We start from the raw sequence: 24,726 nt of genomic DNA, 5'->3' as shown, positions 1-24,726 counted from the left end.
CATGAGCTTCATCGCTTCAAACGCACGAACTAGTCCTCGTTTCTCATAGAGATGGTGGAAGACGTGGTTATGGAGGTGGGTTCTCGCTGGAAGTTGGCCGCGCCGGTGTCTGTTCGATGTCGGGCACGGTGGCGCAGTCGCACGCGATAGAGGGCGGGCGCGTTCATCAGTCGGGGTGGCGCCGCTCTTCTCACAGGTAATTCGGGTAATCGGGGTAATTCGGATACGGAACGTGGCCCTTGTCATGCGTCCGTGCTTTCGAGTTGGAGTTAGGGGTCACACGAATGAGTCTGAAGTCCGTCGGTTCCGGCGATGGTGAGCGCGATCTGATTCCGCTCTCCAGGGCGCAGTACGGCATGTGGCTTGCCGACAACCTGCCCGGCGGTCCACCGGTCAATATCGCCCAGTATGTCGAGATCGAGGGCCCGATCGACTCCGATGCCTTCGTGCGGGCGGTGAACGCCGCGGGCCGCGAGAACGAAACGCTCGGCGTACGTGTCATCGAAGTCGACGGCCGTCCCTACCAGTACGTCGACGACAGCCTCGAATACCGTGAATCCATCCTCGATCTCAGTGACGAGGAGGATCCCTTCGCCGCCGCGATGGAGTGGATGCGGCGCGACTACAACACCAAGGCCGTCGATCTGGCCCTCGACCGGCTCGCCGCCAGCCGGGTGATCCGCCTCGGCGCCGAGCGCTACCTGTGGTACGCGCGCGCCCACCACCTGATCATCGACGGCTACGGCGCGTTCAACCTGCTCATCCGCGTGACCGAACACTACAACGCCCTGCTCGAGGGCCGCGAGCCCAGCCGTCTCGTGGCGGCGGACCTGCGCGAGGTCGCCGAAACCGAAGAGGCGTACCGCAACAGCGCCCGCTTCCGCGCCGACCGGGCCTACTGGCTGGACAAGGTCGAGGGCCTGCCAACCCCGGTCAGCCTGGCGGGCCGGTCCGCGCGCTGGCACAAGGTGGACCGCTATGCGGGACACGAGCTCTCGCCGGAACTTGCGGGCGCGCTCGACCGCTTCGCCGCGGATTCCGGCGCCTCGGCCGCCCAGGTGATCATCGCCGCCTTCGCCGCGTTCCTGGCCCGAATGACCGGCACCGACGACGTCGTGCTTTCCTTGCCGGTCAGCGCGCGGGTCACCAAACGCCTGCGCAACGCCGCCGCCATGCTCGCCAACATGGTGCCGATCCGGTTCCGGTTCGACGCCACGACCACGGTGGGCGACGTCGTGGCCGCCTCGGTCTCCGAGCTGGTCGCGGCCATGCGCCATCAGCTCTACCGCTTCGAGGATCTGCGCCGCGAATCCGACGCACTCGACGCCACGGCCAACTCCTTCGGCCCGGTCGTCAACATCCTGTTCTTCGACACCGAGGTCCGGCTCGGCGAGGCGGTGGGCCGCTACCGCGCGCTGACCTCGGGTCAGCTCGACGACCTCCAGCTCAATATGTACCGCTCCGGCGACGACGCCCCGCTGCTGATCGAACTGCACGGCAACGCGAATCTATACGGCCAGGAAGAACTCGATTCGCACACTGCGCGTTTCATCGAATTCCTCGGCCGGGTCACCGCCGTCCCGCGTGACACCCCGGTGAGCGACATCGCTCTGCTCGACACCGCCGAATACGGGCATATCGTCGACGAACTCGCCGGCGAGGACGGTTCGCCCGCCGCGGGCACACTGGTCGATCTGCTGACGCGGCAGGCGGCGCGGACACCGGACGCCGTGGCGGTCACCGCGGGTGACGCCGCCCTCACCTACCGCGAACTCGACGAGCGCTCCAACCGCCTCGCCCGCCGTCTCGTCGCGCGCGGCGCCGAGCCGGAGACCCTGGTCGCCATCGCCATGCCGCGCACGGCCGATCTCGTCGTCGCCACCCTGGCCGTGCTCAAGTCCGGTGCGGGCTATCTGCCGCTGGATCTGGCCCATCCGGTCGACCGCCTCGCCTACGTCCTGGCGGACGCCGATCCGATCGCCGTGCTCACCACCGGCGAATTGCGCGACCGCGTCCCCGGCGTGGCCGACCGCGTCGTGCTGTTCGACACCAAGGACGAAACCGGCGAGACCTCCTGCGCCCCGCTCACCGACGCCGACCGGCGCGCACCGTTGCGCCCCGAGCAGGTGGCCTATGTCATCTACACCTCCGGCTCGACCGGTAAGCCCAAGGGCGTGGCGATCCCGCATCGTGCCGCGGCCACCTATCTGGTCAACTCGTGCGCGAAGTTCGGCGTCGAGCCCGCCGACGTGTGGACCTTCTTCCACTCCTACGCCTTCGACTACTCCATCTGGGAGATCTTCGGACCGCTGGTCAGCGGCGGTCGGGTCGTCGTGGTGGACACCGCGACCAGCCGCGCGCCCGACGAGATGGTCGCGCTCGTGGCGCGCGAGCGGATCACGATCTTCAGCCAGACCCCGTCGGCGTTCTACCAGTTCGCCGCCGCGCGAGGCCGCTATGCCGATGCCGGGGAACCGGCGGGGGAGCTGTCGCTGCGTCAGGTCGTGCTCTCCGGTGAGGGCCTGAATCCGGGCTGGCTGACCGAATGGTACGAGCGCAATCCCGAGGTGCCGCTGCTGGTCAACAGCTACGGCATCACCGAGACCACGGTGTTCGTGACCTACCAGGCACTTTCGCGCGCCGACGCGGTGCCGGGCGCCCTCGGCGTCATCGGCCGCGCGCTGCCCGGCCTGCGGACCTACGTCCTGGACGACCGGCTGCGGCCGGTGCCGACGGGGGCGTGGGGCGAAATCTATGTCGCGGGCGATCAACTCGCTCGCGGCTATCGCAATAGGCCGTCGTTGAGCGCGGCCCGTTTCGTGGCCGACCCGTTCGGACCGCCCGGCGCCCGCCTGTACCGCAGCGGTGACGTGGCGCGCTGGAACCATCGGGGCGAACTCGAATATCGCGGCCGCGCCGATCAGCAGGTGCAGTTGCGCGGGTTCCGCATCGAACTCGACGAGATCCGCGCCGCCCTGTCGAGCCATCCCACGGTGGCGGCGGCGGTGGCGGTCGTGCACCTGCCCGATACCGAGGCCGCCACCTTGATCGGCTATGTCGTGCCCGCGGGCGACTCGGTGTGCGATACCGAGGCCCTGCGCGCGCACGTGGCCGCGCAACTGCCCGAATACATGGTGCCCGCCACGGTGGCGACACTCGCGGCGCTGCCGCTGACGGTCAACGGCAAGGTGGATCTGCGGGCGCTGCCGGAGCCGGTCTTCGACTCCGCCGCACCGTATGTCGCGCCCCGCACCGATGTCGAGGCGCTGATCGCCGACGTCTTCGCCGAGGTGCTCGGCGTGGAACGCATCGGCGTACTCGACAGCTTCTTCGACCTCGGCGGCAACTCCATCACCGCCACCGGCGCCGCCGTGCGGATCGCCGAGGTCACCCGCTGCGACCTGTCCGTGCGCGACCTGTTCGGCAGCCCGACCGTCGCCGGACTCGCCGAACTGCTGACCCGCGCCGACCGCCCCTCGCGCACCGCGCTGACCGCCGTGGCGCGCATGGCGCCGATTCCGCTCGCACCCGCGCAGAACCGGATCTGGGTCCTCAATCAGGCCGATCCCGGATCGGCGGCCTACAACATCCCGCTGGTGCTGCGCCTGACCGGACGGCTCGACATCGAGGCGCTGCGCATCGCCTTGACCGACGTGATCGATCGCCACGAATCCCTGCGCACCCGCTATCCCGACGTGAACGGACAGGGCAGCCAGGTCGTGTGGCCGCCGTCGCGCATCGCGCCCGACCTGCGGCCCGAAACGGTCACGGGGCCCGAGGAACTCGCCGAGCGTATCCGCGAACTGGTGTCGACGGGCGCGGATCTGCGCGAACGCCCGCCCCTGCGAGCCGCCCTGCTGCGCACCCCCGAACGCGGCAGTCACGTCCTGGTCGTCGTCCTGCACCACATCTGCTGTGACGGTTGGTCGCTGCGGCCGCTGGCGGTCGACGTGGCGATGGCCTACAAGGCGCGCGTGGACGGCAAGGCGCCCGAATGGCAGCCGCTGTCGGTGCAGTACGCCGATTACAGCATCTGGCACCACCGCTTGCTCGGCGACGAGGCCGACCCCGAATCGCTGTCGGCGCGTCAATTGCGCTACTGGCGTGAGCGTTTGGCCGGTCTCGCGCCGGTGCTCGAACTGCCCGCCGACCGTCCGCGCCCGGCGCGTGCCTCCCTGCGCGGCGATGTCGCGCACGCGGCGATCGCGGCCGATACCTTCACCGGCGTCGAACGATTGGCGCAGGCCACGGGCGTCACCACCTTCGTCGTCGTGCACGCGGCGCTCGCGGCGCTGCTCGCACGGCTCTCGGGAACCGGCGACATCGCCGTGGGCGCGCCGGTGGCCGGGCGCGGCGAGCGGGCGCTGGAACCGCTCGTCGGCATGTTCGTCAACACCGTGCCGCTGCGCACCGAGGTGCGCGCGGCGGAATCGTTCCGCGCGTTCCTTGGTCGGGTCAAGGAGGTCGATGTCGACGCCTTCGCCCACAGCGATCTGCCCTACGAACGCATAGTGGACGAGCTCTACCCCAAGCGTTCGGCCGCCTACGCTCCGCTGTGCCAGGTGTATCTGGTCTTCGACAATTTGCAGCGGGCGCACGCGGAACTGGCCGATCTGACCGTCGACGTCCTGGATCCGGGCGCCGAGCCCGCGAAGGTGGACCTCATCGTCACGGTGGCCGAGAACGCCGCCGACAGCGGTGATGTCGCGGTCCGGGTCAACTACGCGACCGATCTGTTCGACCGCGCCACCGTGGAGGAGTTCACCTGCAGACTCGAACGGGTCCTCGCGGCCTTCGTCGCCGATCCCGACCTGCCGGTCGGCGCGGTGGAACTGCTGTCGCCGAACGAGATCGAGTCGTTCGTGCCCGCCCGCGGCCGGGCGGCCGAGACCCCGCGCGTGCTCGCGGAGGTGTTCGCCGTGCGTGACGCGGACGCCGAGGCGGTGATCGCGGGCGAGCGCACGGTGACCTACGGCGAACTCGACGCCTGGTCCAATCGTCTCGCGCGGCGGCTGATCGCCGCGGGGGTCGGCCCGGGTGCGCAGATCGGTCTGGCGATGGGCCGCTCCGTCGAATTCGTCGCGGGGGTATGGGCGGTGGCAAAGACCGGCGCGGCGTTCGTGCCCCTCGATCCCCGCTATCCCGCCGACCGCATCGCGCACATGGTGGCCGACTCCGAGATCCGGCTGGCGCTGACCGTTTCGGCGCACCGCGACCTCGTGCCCGCGCACGTCGAGACGCTGGTACTCGACGGCGCGCGCACCGACCTGTCGGCGCATTCGCCGCTGGCGCTCACCGACGCCGATCGGGTGCGGCCGAGCCGCCCGATGGACGTGGCGTATGTGCTCTACACCTCCGGGTCGACGGGTACGCCCAAGGGCGTCGCGGTGACCCATGAAGGGCTGGCGAATTTCGCCGCGGAACAACGCGATCGGTACCGGGTGGACACCATGTCACGGGTATTGCAGGTCGCCGCACCGGGATTCGACGCGGTCATGCTGGAACTGCTCATGGCCCACGCCAACGGCGCGGTGCTCGTGGTGTCGCCGCCGGAGGTCTTCGCGGGCGCGGAACTGGTGGATGCGATTCGCGCGCACCGGGTCACGCACGCCTTCCTCACCCCGAGCGTGCTGGCCACCATGACGCCCGATGGCACCGAAACGCTGCGCGTGCTGGTCGCGGGTGGCGAGGCCGTCTCCGCGGAGACGGTGGCGGTGTGGGCGCCCGGCCGGGAACTGTACAACGGCTACGGTCCCACCGAGACGACCATCATGGTCGCCATCAGCGAGCCGCTCGCGGTCGGCGAGCCGGTCACCATGGGCGGTCCCATCCGCGGTATGGACGCGCTCGTCCTCGATACCGCGTTGCGCCCGGTGCCGGTCGGTGTGGCGGGCGAGTTGTACGTCTCCGGTGTGCAATTGGCGCGCGGCTACTCGGGCCGCCCGGTCGCCACCGCGGCGAGCTTCGTGGCGAATCCGCACGGCGCGCGGGGCGCTCGCATGTACCGCACCGGTGACCTGGTCCGCTGGCGCGTCGATCGCACGCTGGAATATCTGGGGCGCGAGGATTTCCAGGTCAAGATCCGCGGCCAGCGCATCGAACTCGGCGAGATCGAGGCCGTGCTGGCGGCGCACCCGAGCGTGGCCACCGCCGTGGCCGTCGGCGTCGCGGCGGAGGCGGGTGTGCGCCTTGCCGCCTACGTCGTGCCCGCCGACGGCGCGGTGATCGACACCGCCGCCCTGCTGCGCCATGCCGGAGGGCTGCTGCCGTCACATATGGTGCCCGACGGTCTGACCGTGCTCGACGCCTTGCCGCTGTCCGCGGTCGGCAAGATCGATCGCTCGGCGCTGCCCGCACCCGAATTCGCCGCGGCCGCCGAATATGTCGCGCCTCGCGACGCCGACGAGACCACGGTGGCGGAGATCTTCGCCGAGGTGCTCGGCGCACGGGTCGGCGCACTGGACAACTTCTTCGACCTCGGCGGCAATTCGCTGTCGGCCACCCGGGTCGCGGCCCGCTTGGCGGGCGCGTTCGGTGTCGAGGTGCCGCTGCGCGCCATTTTCGAGGCGCCGACGGTCGCGGCACTGGCCGGGCGACTGCGCAGCGCGCAGACCTCGACCCGCGCACCGCTGGTGGCGCGGGAGCGGCCGGAGCGCGTCCCGCTCTCACCCGCCCAGGCGCGCATGTGGTTCCTGAACCGCTTCGATCCCGCCGCTGCCGTATACAACGTGCCGATCGTGGTGCATCTGACCGGTGAACTCGACGTGGCGGCCATCCGGGCGACACTGGTCGACCTGACGGAACGGCACGAAACGCTGCGCACCTTCTACCCGGACAGCGACACCGGACCGCACCAGGTGGTCGTCCCGGCCGCCGAAGCCGCACCGAACCTGGAGCCGGTCGAGGTGCCCGCCGCGGAACTCGAGGCGCGCATCGCGGCCGAGAGCGCTGCGGGATTCGACGTCACCGCCGCCCCGCCGTGCCGGATCACCCTGCTGCGCACCGCCGCCGACCGGCACACGCTGATCCTGGTCGTGCACCACATCGGCATCGACGGCTCCTCGCTCGCGCCGCTGGCCGCCGACCTCATGACCGCCTATCGCGCCCGCCGCGCTGGTCGCCGTCCCGACTGGGCCCCGCTGCCCGTGCAGTATGCCGATTACGCCCTGTGGCAGCGGGATCTGCTCGGCGCCGAGGACGATCCGCACAGCCCGACCGTGGCGCAGACCACCTATTGGCGCACGGCGCTGGCGGATCTGCCCGAAGTGCTCGACCTGCCGACCGACCGCCCGCGCCCGCCGCGGCAGACCTTCCGCGGCGCGACCGTGTCGACCACCGTGCCCGCCGCGACGCACGCCGATATCGTCGCGTTCGCGCGGGCCAACGACGTCACGGTGTTCATGGTCATGCACGCGGCCTTCGCGGCCCTGCTCGCGCGGCTGGCGGGCACCGGCGATATCGCCGTGGGCACCCCCATCGCGGGTCGAGGCGAGCCGGGACTCGACGGCCTGGTCGGGATGTTCGTGAACACGCTGGTGCTCAGGACACGCGTCGAGCCGGACATGTCCTTCTTCGGCGTGCTGGAATCCGCGCGCGCCACCGACCTCGCGGCCTTCGAGAACGCCGATATCCCCTTCGAACGTCTCGTCGAGGTGCTCAACCCGCCGCGTTCCGCCGCGCACGCGCCGCTGACGCAGGTCGGCTTCTCCTTCCAGAACATCGAGATCCCGACCGTGCGATTCGACGGCCTCGAGGTCTCGGCCCGCATGATCGATCCGGGCGTGGCGAAATACGATCTGCACCTGAACCTGGTCGACACCGTCGGTCCTGACGGCGAACCCGGTGACATGGCGGTCGAATTCGGCTACGCCACAGATCTGTTCGACGAGTCGACGGTCGCGCTCTACTTCGACCGCTACCTGCGGCTGCTGCGCGCGGTGCTGGCCGATCCGTCCCGGCGGGTCGGCGATGTCGACCTGCTGACCGCCGCCGAGACCCGGGCGCTGACCGCGCTGTCGCTGGGGCCGGTCGGCGACGAGCCCGAGACCACGGTCGCGGAGATGGTCGCCGCCCAGGTCGCGGCGACGCCGTCGGCCACCGCGGTGATCGACGCCGAATCCGGTGCGCGCCTTGACTACCGCGCCTTCGCCGCGCGGGTGAACGCGATGGCGCACGCCCTCATCGGCCGCGGTGTCGGTCCCGGCACCCTCGTCGGCGTCGCCATGCGGCGCGGTGTCGACCTGCTGACCTCCCTGTACGCCATCCACGCCGCGGGCGGCGCCTATCTGCCGCTCGATCCCGAGCACCCGGCCGAGCGCACCCGCGCCGTCGTGGCCGCCGCCCGCCCGCTCGCGGTACTCACCCGCGCACTCGATGACGCGCCACTGCCCGCGGACGTAACAGTCTGGCGCTATGAGGAATTCGACCTCGAGCGCGCGGTCCCCGCGATCACCGACGCCGATCGGATCCGGCCGCTGCATCCGGCCGACCTGGCCTACGTCATCTACACCTCCGGGTCGACGGGTGTGCCCAAGGGCGTCGCGGTGCCGCACGCCGCGGTCGCCAATCAGCTGCGGTGGATGCGTGATCACTACCGGCTCGGCGAATCCGATGTCCTGCTGTGGCGCACCCCGGTGACCTTCGACCTGTCGGTGTGGGAATTGTTCTGCGCCGCGGTGAGTGGTGCGGCCCTGGTCGTGGCCGAGCCGGGCGCGCACACCGATCCGGTCGCCCTGGCCCGGTTGATCGCCGAATACGGAGTAACCACGGTCGATTTCGTGCCGTCGCTGTTGTCGGCCTATCTGGAGGCCAATGGCGCGGGCTGTATCCCGGAGCACTGCCGGGTGTTGTGCATCGGCGAGGCGTTGCCCGCCGAGACGGTGCGGCGCTTCCGCGAATGCACCGACGCGCGCATCGACAATCTCTACGGTCCGACCGAGGCCGCCGTCAGCGTCACCGCCCACCGTGTCGGCCCGGTCGGCGACGGCGCGGTGCCGATCGGCGCACCGGAGACGAATGTGGTGCTGCGCGTGCTCGATACGCGTCTGCGCCCGGTGCCGCCCGGGGTGACCGGTGAGCTGTATCTGGGCGGTGTGCAGTTGGCACGCGGCTATCACGGCCGGCGCGCGCAGACGTCGGCGGCCTTCGTCGCCGACCCCTTCGCTCCCGGACAGCGCATATACCGCACCGGTGACCTGGTGCGCTGGGACGGCGCGGATCTGCGCTACGTCGGCCGCGCCGACACGCAGGTGAAACTGCGCGGCCTGCGGGTGGAACTCGGCGACGTGGAGGCCGCGCTGCGCGCGCACGAGTCGGTGAGCGCGGCCGTCGCGCAGGTGCGCGTCGCCGCGGGCGAACAGCGGCTGATCGCCTACGCCGTGGCGGGGCAAGGTTTCGACGCCAAGGAGATTCGCGGATTCCTGCTGTCGCGGCTGCCCGCCTACATGGTGCCGTCGGCGGTCATCGCCATCGACGCGGTGCCGCTGACCGCCAACGGCAAGATCGACTACCGTGCTCTGCCGACCCCGGATCAGAGCCATTTCGTCACCGAATACCGCGCACCGCGCGGTCTGCTGGAACAGGCCGTGGCGGGCGTGTTCGGCGACCTGTTCGGCATCGCCGAGGTCGGCGCGGACGACAACTTCTTCGAACTCGGCGGCAACTCGCTCGTGGCGACTCGCGCGTTGAGCCGCATCGGGTCCGTGGTCGGCGTCTCGATTCCGGTGCGCGCCATCTTCGAGGCGCCCACCGTGGCGGCACTGGCCGATCGGATCGCTCATCTGCGGGCCGCCCCGAGTCTGCCCGCACCGTCGCGCCGCACCCGTCCCGCGCGGGTGCCGCTGTCACACGCGCAGACCCGCATGTGGCTGCTGAACCAGTTCGAACCCGAATCGGCCGGCTACGTGGTGCCGATGGCGATCCGGCTCACCGGCCCGCTCGACGTGGCCGCCCTGCGCGCGGCCTTCGCCGACGTGGTGGACCGGCACGAGACCCTGCGCACCACCTATCCGGCGATCGACGGCGTGCCCGCGCAGGTCGTGCTCGACACCGAGGAGGTCGCGGCCGTCCACGACCTCACCCCCGAGTCGATCGCGCCCGCGGATCTCCCCGCCCGGCTTGCCGCCTTCGTCGGCACCGGATTCCAAGTGACGCAGGGTGTTCCGTTGCGCGTTGCGCTCTTGCGACTCGGGGAGCGGGAATGGGTCGTCGCGGTGGCGGTGCACCACATCAGCTGCGACGGGTTCTCCGTCGCGCCGCTGGTCGCCGATGTCATGACGGCCTATCGCGCGCGGGCGGCCGGTAATTCGCCGCAGTGGTCGCCGCTCGCGGTGCAGTACGCCGATTTCACGCTCTGGCAGCTCGAGGTGTTGGGCGCGGCGGACGACCCGCGGTCGCCGATCGCGCGGGATATCGCCTACTGGCGTGCGCGATTGGACGGCATTCCCGATCGGCTCGACCTGCCGACCGACCGTCCGCGTCCCGCCGTGCAGAGTCAGCGCGGCGCGGTGCTGCGCGCGACGATTCCGGCCGAGGTGCATTCGCGGATGCGGGAATTGGCGCGCCGCACCGGCAGTACGCCGTTCATGGTGATGCACGCCGCGCTGGCGGCGGTGCTGGCTCGACTTTCGGGCGGTGACGATATCGCGATCGGCGTGCCGCACGCGGGCCGCGGTGACCGCGCGCTCGACGATCTGGTCGGCATGTTCGTCAACACCCTGGTGATGCGGACCCGCGTCGAATCCGGCGAGTCGTTCCTGTCACTGCTCGAGCGGGTGCGCCGCACCGACCTCGACGCCTTCGACCACGCCACGGTGCCGTTCGAACAGTTGGTTGAGGCGCTCGCGCCCGCCCGCTCGACCTCGCACACGCCGCTGTTCCAGGTCATGCTGGCCTACCAGAACATGGCGCGCGGCCGTCTGGAACTGCCCGACCTGACCGTCGAGAACGTCGATCCGGGTGACAGCGCCGCGATCTACGACATGCTGTTCATGGTGTCGGAGGAATTCGGGCCGCACCACGAACCCGCTGGCATCGCGGTGCGCCTGACCTACGCCACCGACCTGTTCGACGAGGAGACGACGCGCCGTTGCGTCGACCGCCTCGCGCGCGTGCTCGACGCGGTGAGCGACGAAGCGCAGACCGTCCTCGGCGATATCGACCTGCTCGACGACGACGAGCGGGCCCTGCTGCGGCGCTGCAACGACACCGGCCCCGCGGCCGCCGTCGGCACGCTCGTCGACGCGTTCGACGCCCAGGTCGCCCGTACCCCGCATCGTCCCGCCATCAGGGTGCCGGGCGGCGACACCTGGACCTACCGTGAGTTCGATGAACGCGTGAATCGGCTCGCGCGCAGGTTGATCGCGCTCGGCGCGGGCGCGGAAACCGTGGTCGCGGTCGCCATCGGCCGCAGCGCCGAGCTGGTGACGGCACTGTATGCCGTGGTCAAGGCAGGCGCCGCCTTCCTGCCGATCGATCCCGCCTATCCGCCCGCGCGTATCGAGCGCGTATTCGAGGTGGCCAACCCCCTGCTTGTACTGACCACAGCGGCCGACGGCGACAACCTGCCGCGCGACTACCCGCGCGAGGTTATCGACGAGGCGCACTCGGCCGCGCTGTCGTCCGCGACGGTGACCGACGCGGAGCGCTCGGCCCCGCTGCGGCCCGACGCCTTGGCCTACGTGCTGTTCACCTCCGGGTCCACCGGAACGCCGAAGGGCGTCGCCCTCACCCACGCCGCGACGGTGAGTCAGCTGGCGTGGGCGCAACGCGGGTGGCCGCACGACGCCACCGACGCGGTGCTGTTCAAGACGCCGATCACCTTCGATATCGCCGTCTGGGAGCTGTTCTGGCCGTTGCAGACCGGCGCGCACATCGTGGTCGCCGAACCGGACGGACATCGCGATCCGGCGTATCTGCGCGACGTGGTCGCCCGATTCGGAATCTCGACGATCCACTTCGTGCCGTCCATGCTCGACGTGCTGCTCGAGTCGGCCGGGGACAACGCTCTGACCTCGGTGCGCCGGGTCTTCATCGCCGGTGAGGCGCTGGCGCTGCGCACCGTGGACGCCGCCGCGGGCGTGTTCCCGTACGCGGCGGCGGTCAACTGGTACGGCCCGGCCGAGGCCGAGGTCGTGACCTGGGCGGTCCCCGAATCCGCCGGCGCGGCGGGCATGATGCCGATCGGCGCACCGGTCGCGGGCATGCGGGTGCACGTCCTTGACTCGCGGCTGCGTCCGGTGCCCGTCGGTGTGGTCGGCGAGTTGTACGTCTGCGGCGTCCAGCTCGCGCGCGGCTATCACGCGCGACCGGATCTCACCTGCGCGGCCTTCGTGGCCGACCCGTTCGGATCGGGCGAGCGGCTCTACCGCACCGGCGACCTGGTGCGTATGCGGCCCTCCGGGCAGCTCGAGTACATCGGCCGCCGCGACTTCCAGGTCAAGGTCCGCGGTCAGCGCGTCGAGCCCGGTGACATCGAATCCGCGCTCTACGACATCGCGCAGGTCGCGCGGGCCGCGGTGACGGTGACGCCGCAGCGCGTCGTCGCCTACGTCACGCTCGTGCCCGGCGCGGATATGGACGGCCGCGCGATCCGGGCGGCACTGGCCCGCGCGCTGCCGGCGTATCTGGTGCCCTCGCACGTGCAGGTGCTTCCCGAGATGCCGCTGACCGCCAACGGCAAGCTCGACCGGGCCGCTCTGCCGGAACCGGTGTTCGAGGCCGGGGAGGAATACCTCGCTCCACGCGGCGAACGGGAGACCGCGCTCGCGGGCATCGTCGCCGAACTGACCGGTGTCGACCGGGTCGGCGTGACCGCGAATCTGTTCGATATCGGGGTCACCTCGCTCTCGGCCGCCCGTATCGCGGCGCGCGCGGAAGCCGCCCTCGGTGTCACGGTCGGCATCCGGGACATCTTCGAGGCGCCAACGGTGGCCGCGCTCGCCGAACTCCTCGCGGGTCGCGGGAGCTCGCGGGCACTGCCGCTGACGGCGCGTCCCCGCCCGGCCGTCGTCCCACTTGCCACCGCCCAGCGCCGGATGTGGCTGCTCAACCAGCTCGACACCGCCTCGGCGGCCTACAACATCTGTCTGGCGGTCCGTCTGACCGGCGCGTTGGACGTCGAATCGCTCGGCGCGGCCTTGCGCGACGTGCTCGAGCGCCACGAACCGCTGCGGACGGTGTACCCGGCCGTGGACGGCGAACCCTGTCAGCTCGTGCGCGAGACCTCCTCGGTGGTGAAGGATCTGGCCTTCGAGCCCGAGCCGGTAGTCGACGAGACCGATCTCACCGCGCGCATCGGCGCGACGGTGTCCGCGGGATTCGATGTCGCACATGGTGTCCCGCTGCGCGTCCGGCTGTTGCGGGTCGCCTCCGACACCCATGTCCTCGTGGTCGTCGTGCATCACATCGCGGCGGACGGCGCATCCATGCCGCCGCTGGCCCGCGATGTGTTCACCGCCTACCGTGCCCGCACGCTCGGCCGGCGCCCGGACTGGGCTCCACTGGCCGTGCAGTACGCCGATTACGCGCTGTGGCAACGTGATTCGCTCGGATCGGAAACCGATCCCGAGTCGGTGATCGGCCGCCAGATCGCCTACTGGACCACCGCGCTGGACGGATCGCCGGAATTGCTCGACCTGCCCACCGACCGGCCGCGTCCGGCCGCCATGTCGATGGTCGGCGCGAGTACGCGCTTCGTGGTGCCCGCCGACCTGCACGATGCCGTGGTGCGGTTGGCCCGGCGCGAGGGCGTCACGATGTTCGTGGTGCTGCACGCGGCGCTGGCCATCGTGCTGGCCCGGACCGCACACGAGCCTGATATCTGCATAGGCACTCCGGTGGCCGGGCGCGGCAGGCGCGAACTCGACGATCTGGTCGGCATGTTCGTCAATACGGTGGTACTGCGCACCGTGGTCGAGGACGAGTGCAGCTTCGGTGAATTCCTGGCCCGGGTGCGCGAGACCGACCTGCGGGCGCTGGCCAACGCCGACCTGCCCTACGAACGTCTGGTCGAGATCATCGACCGGCCGCGTTCGGCCGCCTATTCGCCGCTGTTCCAGGTCATGCTCGGGGTCCAGCCCGCGGGCGGAGTGCGTCTCGAACTGCCCGACATCAGCGTCGAGCCCCTCGATCCCGGCCTCGCGCAGGCCAAGACCGATCTCACCGTCCTGCTGACCGAACGCGCCGAAGGTGACCGCAATACCGGTATCGACGGCGAGATCATCTATGCCACCGACCTTTTCACCGCCGCCACGGCCGAATCGCTGGCCGCGCGCCTGCTTCGGGTCCTGGAGGCGGTCACCGCCGATCCCGCCGGCTCGGTGGGCTCGGTGTCGCTGCTCGACGCGGGGGAGTGTGCCCGGTTCGTACCCGCCTGGGGCGGTGACACGGTCGCGCCCGGACTGTTCCCGGACCTGCTGAGCGCGGCGGCCACCGCGGCTCCCGAGGCGACCGCGCTGATCGGGGTCGACGGCACGCTCACCTACGCCGAATTCGACCGGCGGTCCAACCGGCTCGCCGCGTACCTGCTCGCACGTGGTGTCGGGACCGGCGCCGCGGTGGCGCTCGCGGTGCCGCGATCGGTGGACTACCACATCGCCATGTGGGCCATCGCCAAGACCGGCGCGACCTTCGTGCCGGTGGATCTGCGCTATCCGGCGCGCCGCATCGAGCACATGGTCACCGACTCCGGCGTCGTCCTCGGCCTCACGACTCGTGCGGCGCGTGCGGCGCTGCCCGAGGGCCTGGACTGGCCCGCGCTCGACGACCCGGACACCGCCGCCGAGATAGCCGCGCGGTCCGACCGGCCCATCACCGACGCCGATCGCCCGCGCCCGCTGCGGCTCGGCGACGCGGCCTACCTGGTCTACACTTCCGGCTCAACCGGAACACCCAAGGGCGTGGTGGTCACCCATGCGGGTCTGGTCGGGTTCGCCGAAGTCGAGCGCGAGCGCTACCTGGTCGACACCGACTCCCGGGTGCTCCAGGTCGCGGCGCCGGCCTTCGACGCGGTGCTGCTGGAGGCGCTGATGGCGATCGCCGCGCGCGCGGCGCTGGTCGTCTCGCCGCCCGACGTCTTCGGCGGGGCGGATCTGGCGGCGCTCATCCGAACCAACGGCGTGACACACGCCTTCCTGACGCCCAGCGTGCTTGCCACGATCCCGGCGGGCGAACTGGAGTCGGTGCGCACGCTCGCGGTGGGCGGCGAGATGGTCGGCGCGGACGTCGTCGCCGCCTGGTCACCGGGGCGGCGGCTGCACAATATCTACGGCCCGACCGAGACCACCATCGTCACCACCATCAGCGAACCGGTGCGTCCGGGCGATCCGATCACCATCGGCGGCCCGATCCGCGGCGTCGGCGCGGTGGTGCTGGACGAGCGGCTGCGGCCCGCGCCCATCGGGGTCGCCGGCGAGCTGTACCTGTCGGGAATCCAATTGGCGCGCGGCTATCTGAACCGCCCCGGCGCGACCGCGTCGGCGTTCGTGGCCGGTCCCTTCGGTGAGCCGGGCGCGCGGATGTACCGGACCGGCGACATGGTCCGCTGGACCGCCGACGGCGCTCTGGAATACGTGGGCCGTATCGACTTCCAGGTCAAGATCCGCGGCCAGCGCATCGAACTCGGCGAGATCGACGCTGCGCTCACCGCCCATCCGCTGGTGGCGACCGCGGTGACCGTGAGCCGCGGCGGACCGGGCGGTCAGCCCGCACTGGTCTCCTACGTCGTGGCCGAATCCGGTGCGGACATCGATCCGGCCGGCGTGCGCGCCCACGTCGCGGCGACGCTGCCCGCGCACATGGTGCCCGCCGTCGTCACGGTCCTGGACCGCATGCCACTCGCCTCGACCGGCAAGGTCGATCGGAAGGCGCTGCCGGAACCCGATTTCGAGGTCGAGGTCACCGCGGAGGTCGCGGTGTCCGGCGAGGTCGAGCGGACCATCGCCGCCGCCTTCGCCGACGTGCTCGGCATCGCCTCCGTCGGCGCGACGACCTCGTTCTTCGCCCACGGCGGCGACTCCATCATGGTGATCCAGCTGGCCTCGCGACTGAAGTCGGCCGGTGTGCTGGTGACCGCGCGGGACATCTTCGAGCGCAAGACCGTTCGGGAGCTCGCGCGCGTCGCCGAACAGACGCGGCGCGCCACGCTGCCCGAACTGCCGGGCGGCGGCGTGGGCGAGATCCCGGCGACGCCGATCGTGGCGTGGTTGCTCGGCCTGTCCGGCCACACCGACCGGTTCGCACAGTCCATGCTGGTCCGGCTGCCCCGCACCGCGACCGCCGAACAGGTCACCGCGACCGTGCGCGCCGTGCTCGACCGGCACGACATGCTGCGGGCGCGCCTGCGCGACGGAGGTCTCGAGGTCGCGCCTGCGGGCGCGGTCGACGCGGCCGCGGCGGTGACGGTGCACCGGATCGACGCCGAAACCGCCCCGGGCACGGATGGTTTCGCCGCGGCGGCGGAAACGGCGGCGCGGATCGCCGCCGACCGTCTCGACCCCGCGGCCGGAGGCATGGTGCAGGTCGTGTGCCTGCTGCCGGAGCCGGGCGTCGACGCCGAGGCTCGCGGGTTGATCGTCATCCACCACCTGGTGGTGGACGCGGTATCCTGGCGAATTCTGGTGCCGGACTTCGCGACCGCGTGGGAACAGCTCGACCGGGGACAGCCGGTGTCGCTGCCCGCGCCGGGCACCTCCATGCGCCGCTGGGCGCACGCGCTGTCGGAGGCGGCGGCGCGGCGCGAGGGCGAATTCGAGCTGTGGCACCGCATGGCCGCGGCCATCGATCCTCCGCTCGGCAGCGCCTACCCGGATCCGCGCCGCGACACCCAGTCCACCGTGCGGCGAGTCGAGATCACCGTGCCCGTCGAGGTCACCTCGGCGCTGGTGCGGGCCGTGCCCGAGGCCGCGCGCGCCGGCGTCGACGACGTCCTGCTCGCCGGCCTCGCCATGGCGACCACGCGCTGGCGCGCAAGTCGCGGTGTCGACCACAGTGGGGTGAAGGTGCTGCTCGAGGGCCACGGCCGCGAAGAGCGGCTGGTCGACGGCGCGGATCTGTCCCGGACGGTCGGGTGGTTCACCAGCGCCTATCCGGTCGCCCTCGACCTCGGCGACGCCCGCGACGGCGATCCGCGACGGGCGGTCAAGGCTATCAAGGACCAACTGCGGGCCATTCCCGACAAGGGCATCGGCTACGGACTGCTGCGCTACCTGAATCCCGGTACCGCCGAACGGCTCTCGGAGCAGCCCGCTCCGCAGATCGCGTTCAACAACCTCGGCCGTGTCGGCGTCGACATGGCGGCGCTGTCGGAGATCGCCTGGATTCCGACCGACGAGCGCTTCGACCGGTCGGCCTTCTTCGATCCCGATATGCCCGTCGCCGCGACCATCACCATCGACGTCAATATCGAGGACACCGCGGACGGTCCGCGACTGGCCGCGCACATCGGCTACGCGTCGAGTCTGATCGACGGCGACGCGGTGACCGACCTGGCCGAGGAGTGGGTGGACGCGCTCACCGCCATCGCCGAGGCGGCGTGGGCGCAGCCGGATTGGGGCCTGTCCCGCGGTGACCTGACCCTCATCGATGTCGGGCAGCCGGATCTGGACGGTTTCGCCGACCGCTACGGACGGCTGGCCGATGTCTGGCCTCCCGCGCCGTTGCAGGTCGGTCTGCTGTTCCACGCCGAACTGGCCGCGGGCGAGGTCGACGTCTACACCGCGCAGTCGACCCTCGATATCGAAGGTCCGCTGGATCAGGACCGACTGGAACGGTCCATGCACGCGCTGCTGACCCGGCACCCGAATCTGCGTGCCGGCTTCACCCGCACCGTCGACGGGCGCACCGCGCAGGTCGTGCCCGCCGAGATCGCCGCATGCTGGTCGCGCGCCGATCTCACCGACGATCCGGCGGCGCTGCCCGACCTGATCGCCGCCGAACGGTCCGCGCCCTTCGATCCCGCGCGGCCGCCGCTGCTGCGCCTGCTCACCGTCACCGTCGGCCCCCGGGACTTCCGCCTGGTGCTGACCGCGCACCACCTGCTGCTGGACGGATGGTCGCTGCCGCTGCTGTGGCGCGAACTCATCGCGCTGTACGCGGCGGGCGCGCGCGGTGAGTTGTTGCCCGACGCGCCGGACTACCGCGACTATCTGCGGTGGCTGGCGGCCCGCGGCGACGGCGTCGAGGCATGGCGGACGGCACTGGGCGAGGTCACCGAGCCGTCGCTGGTCGCCGACGTGCGCGGCGCGGGCGGCCTCGACATCCCCGTCGACCTGCCCGTCGATCTCGACCCGGCCGTCACCGCCGCGCTGTCGGATTCGGCGCGGGCCAACGACGTCACGATGGCGACGGTCCTGCAATTCGCCTGGGCGCTGGTGCTGGGGAATCTGCTCGGCACCGACCAGGTGGTGTTCGGCGGCACGGTGTCCGGCCGTCCCGCCGACCTGCCCGGTGTGGAATCGATGATCGGCCTGTTCATCAATACGATCCCGGTATCGATCCCGCTGCGGGCGGAGCTGACCGTCGCGCAGGCGCTGCGCGAGGTACAGGCCGAGAGCACCCGCATGCTCGATCACCACCACGTCGAACTTTCCCGCATCCTGTCGGCGGTCGGCGCCGCCGCGCTGTTCGACACCTTGGTCGTGCTCGAGTCCTATCCGGTCGACGGCAGCGGTCTCGGCGAGCTCGACATCGACGGCGTGCGCGTGGTCGCGGCCTCCGGTTCGGACGCCGCGCACTATCCGATCACCGTGCAGGCCCACCTGCTCGAATGCCTGCACATTCGGGTGCGTTACCAGCGCGGACACGTCACCGAGGCGACCGCGTCCCGACTGGCCGCGCGCCTGGAGACCGCGCTGCGCGCCATCGCGGCCGACCCGGGCGTACCGGTGGGGGCGATCGACCTGCTCACGCCGGACGAGCGCGCGGCACTGGTGCCCGCCACGGGCGGTGCGGCCGAAACCGCTTGGCCGCTCGCGGATCTGCTCACCGTGCGCGAGGACTTCGCGCCCGCGGTGATCACCGACGAGCGCGTGGTGTCCTACGGGGAATTGGACGCCTGGTCCACCCGCGTCGCACGAGAGCTGATCGCCTGGGGAGTCGGCCCCGGCGACCTGGTCGGCCTCGCCATGGGCCGGTCGGTGGAGTTCGTGGTCGGCGTGTGGGCGGTCGCCAAATCCGGTGCGGGCCTTGTCCCGATCGATCCTCGCCATCCTGCCGAGCGGGTCGCGGGCATCGTCGCCGACTCGGGCGTGCGCTGCGCGATCACGGTCGCGGTGTCGCGGCACATCGTGCCCGAAGGGCTGCCGCTGCTGGAACTCGACGATCCCGATGTCGAGGTCTCCATCGCCGGATGGCCGCCGTACCCGGTGACCGACGTCGATCGCGTCCGCCCGTCCCGGGTCGAGGACGTGGCCTATGTGGTCTACACCTCCGGGTCGACCGGAAGGCCGAAGGGTGTGGCGGTGACGCACGCGGGCCTGGCGAATTTCGCCGCCGAACAACGCGACCGCTACCGGGTCGACGACGGCGCGCGAGTGCTCCAGGTCTCCGCGCCCGGCTTCGACGCGATGATGCTGGAACTGCTGATGGCCCACGCCAACGGCGCCGCGCTCGTGGTCGCCCCGCCGTCGGTGTTCGCGGGCGCGGAACTGGAGAACCTGATTCGCGCGCATCGGGTTTCGCACGCCTTCATCACCCCGAGCGTGCTCGCGACCATGTCGCCGGAGGGACTCGACTCGCTGCGGGTGCTCGTCGTCGGCGGTGAGGCGGTATCGCCGGAGACGGTGGCGCGCTGGGCGCCCGGTCGCTCGCTGCACGACGGCTACGGTCCCACCGAGACCACCATCATGGTGATGATCAGCGACGCGCTGGGCGAGACCGACGGGGTCACCATCGGCGGCCCGCTGCGCGGTGTGCATGCGGTGGTGCTCGACGCCCGGCTGCGTCCGGTGCCGGTCGGCGTGCCCGGCGAACTGTACGTCGGCGGAATCCAATTGGCGCGCGGCTACCTGTACCGGCCCGCCGACACCGCGGCCGCCTTCGTGGCGAATCCGTTCGGGGCGGCCGGATCCCGGCTCTACCGCACGGGCGATCTGGTCCGCTGGAACTCCGATCGCACGCTCGAGTACCTGGGACGCGCGGACTTCCAGGTGAAGGTCCGCGGTCAGCGCGTCGAACTCGGCGAGATCGAAGCCGTACTCGCCGCCGACCCGCGCGTATCCCGAGCCGCGGTGGTGCTGCGCGCCGACGACAACGGCGTGCGGCGACTGGCCGCCTATCTGGTGGGCGCGGCGGACCTCGATCCCGCGCGGGTGCGGGCCGATGCGCGGCGCACCCTGCCCGCGCACATGGTGCCCGACGCGGTCACGGTGCTCGAGCAACTGCCGTTCACCTCGACCGGCAAACTCGATCGCGCGGCCCTGCCCGCACCGGAATTCACCGACCGCCGCGAATGGGTGGCGCCGCGCACCGAGACCGAGCGGGCCGTCGCCGCGGTCGTCGCCGACGTGCTCGGCGTCGACGCGGTCGGCGCGCTGGACAGCTTCTTCGACCTCGGTGGCAATTCGCTGTCGGCGACCCGGGTGGCCGCGCGCTTGCAGGCGGCGCTCGAGGTGGGCGTCGGCGTGCGCGACCTGTTCGAGGCGCCGACGGTGGCGGACCTGGCCGAACGACTGGCCGAACGCGTGGCCGCCGGGGCGCAGGCACCGGCCGCGCACCGGATTCCGCTGACCCGCCGGGTCCGCCCGGATCTGATCCCGCTCTCACCCGCGCAGCAGCGCATGTGGTTCTTCAACCAGTTCGACACCTCGGTGGGCGCCTACAACATCCCGCTGGCCATCCGTCTGCGCGGTGACCTGGACATCGGCGCCCTCCAGCGGGCGTGCCGCCTGGTCGTGGCGCGTCACGAATCCCTGCGCACCGCCTTCCCGGTGGCCAACGGCGTTCCGCACCAGCGGATCATGGACGTCGACCGGGTCGTTACGGAACTGACGCCGATCGAGGTCGGCGAGGCCGAACTGCCGGAGCGGGTGTGGGCCGCGGTGTCGGCGAGTTTCGATGTGACACAGGCACCGCCGGTGCGCATCGAACTGTTCCGTCTCGGCGCGCGCGACCACGTCGTTGTCATCACCGTGCACCACATCTGCGCCGACGGACAGTCGATGGTCCCGCTTGCCCGCGATGTCGCGCTCGCCTACGAGGCGAGCCGCCGCGGTCACGACCCGGCGTGGCCCGAACTCGCGCTCGGCTACGCGGATTACTCGCTGTGGCGGCGCGACATGCTCGGGGACGTCGCCGATCCCGAATCGCTGGTCTCCGAACAGCTGCGCTTCTGGCGCGAGACCCTCACCGGTCTGCCGGAACTGCTCGAGCTGCCGACCGACGCACCGCGTCCGCCGGTGGCCACCATGCGCGGCGCGGGCGTCGACTTCGCGGTCTCACCGGCCCTGCGGGCCCGGATCGCGGCGATGACCCGCGGGTCGAACGTGACCACCTTCATGGTGTTGCACGCCGCGCTGACGGTGCTGTTGTCGCGGCTGGCCGGTGTGGACGACATCGCGGTCGGCACCCCGGTGGCCGGCCGCGGCGCGCGCGAACTCGACGATCTGGTCGGCATGTTCGTCAATACCGTGGTCCTGCGCACCCGCGTGCGGCCACGGCAGAGTTTCGCCGAACTGCTCGCCGAGGTCCGCGACGCCGACGTCGCCGCCTTCGGACATTCCGACGTGGCCTTCGAACAGGTCGTCGACATGCTCAATCCGCCGCGCTCGACCGCGCACCTGCCGGTGTACCAGGTGACCCTGGACGTGCAGAATCTCAGTGCCGCCGCGCTGACCCTGCCGGATCTGGTGATCGAACCGCTCGAGGAGGGTTTCGATCAGGCGCAGGCCGATCTCAACGTCAAACTCGTCGAGGGCCCGGCCGGCATGACGGGACGGCTCACCTATGCCGCGGACCTGTTCACCGCGGAGACGATGCATCACGTCGCCGCCGCGTTCGTACGGATTCTCGAGGCGGTGACCGCGGACCCGCGAATCCCGGTCGACGCCATCGACATCATCGATCCGGCGCAGCGGCACGAATTGCTCGCCGCCGCAGGCGAGCCGAGCGTGGACGTGCCGAATGTGTCACTGGCGGAATGGTTCTGCGAGGTCGCCACGGCGCGCCCGGATGCGATCGCCGTCTCCGACGGCGACTCACGGCTTACCTACGGCGAACTGGAGCGCCGCTCGGCCGCGGTGGCCGCGCGACTGGCCGCCGCGGGCGCCGGCCCGGAATCGCTGGTGGCGGTGGCACTGACGCGCTCGGTCGATCTGGTGGTGGGGCTGCTCGGCGTGATCCGCGCCGGGGCGGGCTATCTGCCGCTCGATGTCGCCTACCCGACGGAACGGTTGCGCTTCGTCCTCGACGACGCCCGACCCGCGGTGGTGCTGGCCTGCGCCGACACCGTGGCCCGGGTGCCCGACGTCGAAGCGCCGACCCTGTTGCTCGCCGAGGCCACCGACGGCGACGCCCCGGCGCCCGCGGTGCGCATCGACCCGCGCGCCGTCGCCTACGTCATCTACACCTCCGGCTCGACCGGCCGGCCCAAGGGCGTGACGGTGACCCACCGGCAGGTGGTCACCCTCTTCGCCAATGCCGCCGAACGATTCGAGGTCGGGCCGAGGGACGTGTGGACGCTGTTCCATTCCTACGCCTTCGATTTCGCGGTGTGGGAGATGTGGGGCGCGCTGCTGACCGGCGGCCGCGTGCGGGTCGTGGACTATGACACCTCCCGTTCGCCGGAGGCCATGGTGGAACTCGCGGCCCGCGAAGGCGTGACCGTGCTGAGCCAGACCCCTTCGGCCTTCTACGGATTCGCCGACGCCGCGCGCCGGTACCGCGAATCGGGCAGCGTGCACGGCGATCTCGCGCTGCGCTATGTCGTCTTCGGCGGCGAGGCGCTCGACACCGCGCGCCTGGCGGACTGGTTCGACGCCAACGGCGACGGTCCGACTCTGGTCAACATGTACGGCATCACCGAGACCACCGTGCACGTGACCCACTCCGAGATCGTCGCGGCCGAACTCGCCGAGTCCGCGTGCGGTATCGGCAGGCCGCTGCCGGGTCTGCGGGCCTATGTCCTCGACGACCGGATGCGGGCCGTCCCGATCGGCGTCGCCGGGGAGATCTATCTCGCGGGCGATCAGCTCTCGCGCGGCTACCTGCGAGCACCGGGCCTGAGCGCGATCCGTTTCGTGGCGAATCCGTTCGGTCCGGCCGGATCCCGGCTGTATCGGTCGGGCGATGTGGGCCGCTGGCGGCGCACCGCCCGCGGACTCGACCTGACCTACGTCGGCCGGGCGGACGCGCAGGTGCAGGTGCGCGGATTCCGCATCGAACTCGGCGAGGTGGAGTCGGCGCTGCTGCGGCATCCCGATGTGGTCCAGGCCGCGGCGGCGGTGCACCGCCACGAAAGCGGCGTGGACCAGCTGGTCGGCTACGTCGTCGGTCGCGAGGGCTGTCAGGTCGATCCCGACCGGGTCCGCGCCGTCGCCGCTCGGGTGCTCACCAACTACATGGTGCCCTCGGCGGTGCTCGTGCTGGCCGGTCTGCCGCTGACAGTCAACGGCAAACTGGATCGAAAGGCGCTTCCCGCACCCGATTTCGGTGATGCCCGCATCGAATTCGTCGCCCCGCGCACGCATTCGGAGAAGGTCGTCTGTGCGGTCTACGCGCAGGTGCTCGGTGTCGAGCGGGTCGGCGTGCGGGACGGGTTCTTCGATCTCGGCGGCAATTCGCTGCTGGCCGCGACCGTGGTCAGCGAGGCCCGCGTCCGTGGGGTGACGCTCTCGCTGCCGTGGCTGTTCGACGACGCCACACCGGCCGCGTTGGCGCGCCGCGCCGACGAGGCCGAGGGCGATTCCGGACTGCAGGTGCTGCTGCCGCTGCGCGCGGGCGGCGCCAAGACGGCGGTCTTCGGCGTGCACCCGGCGGGCGGATTGGCCTGGTTCTACGGCGGGCTCGTCGAACACCTCGACGGCGACCGGCCGGTGTACGGGTTGCAGGATCCGCACGTGGTCGCGGGCGAACCAAGTGCGCGGTCGGTGGAGGAACTGGCCGAACGGTATGTTGCCGAGATACGGAAGGTGCAGCCGGAGGGGCCGTATCACCTGCTCGGCTGGTCGCTCGGCGGCGAGATAGCCCATGCCATGGCGGTTCGTTTGCAGCGCGAGGGATCGACGGTCGGCATGCTGGCCCTGCTCGACAGCATGGTCGGCGCGCCGCAGGCCGAGGTCGGGACCGACGCGGCTCCCGGCGAGTTGATGGCCGATCTGCTCGGTGGCTGGCGGGAATTGTTCGATCTCGGCGACGCGGTGACCGCGCGGACCCACGAGCAGGCGTGGGAGGTCATTCGCGCACAGGTCGTCGGCACCGGCATATTCGGTGCCGAACAGGTCGATCGCGTGATGGACAGCTTCCACACCGCCGCCGCCATCGCGCACGACTACCGGCCGGAGGTCTTCGACGGTGACCTGGTGTTCTTCACCGCCGGACGCGATCGCGCCGACCACGACGCGATCGCGCAGACCTGGCGCCCCTATGTCACGGGCCGCCTGCACAACACGGTCGTCGACGCCAGGCACCTGGAGCTGACCCACCCGGCCGCGCTCGCCGTCATCGGACCGATTCTCGAGCGCCACATGGTCGGCGCCGAGCCGCGGCCGATGACGACGGCGGGGCGGGAGTAGG

At 71.1% G+C, this 24,726-nt stretch carries 1 protein-coding gene; it reads left to right on the top strand.

What is annotated here, in order from left to right:
- Positions 1 to 284: 284 nt before the first annotated feature.
- The gene (locus APZ21_RS09200) at positions 285 to 24,725 is read left to right on the top strand and encodes a non-ribosomal peptide synthetase (RefSeq protein ID WP_054812830.1); all 24,441 of its coding nucleotides are present in this window, start codon (positions 285 to 287) and stop codon (positions 24,723 to 24,725) included.
- Position 24,726: the final 1 nt, after the last annotated feature.

The organism is Nocardia arizonensis (assembly GCF_001310275.1).
GTDB classification, from domain to species: domain Bacteria; phylum Actinomycetota; class Actinomycetes; order Mycobacteriales; family Mycobacteriaceae; genus Nocardia; species Nocardia arizonensis.
Note: the sequence above shows the minus strand (reverse complement) of the source record. Positions and strands in the feature narration are given on the sequence as shown.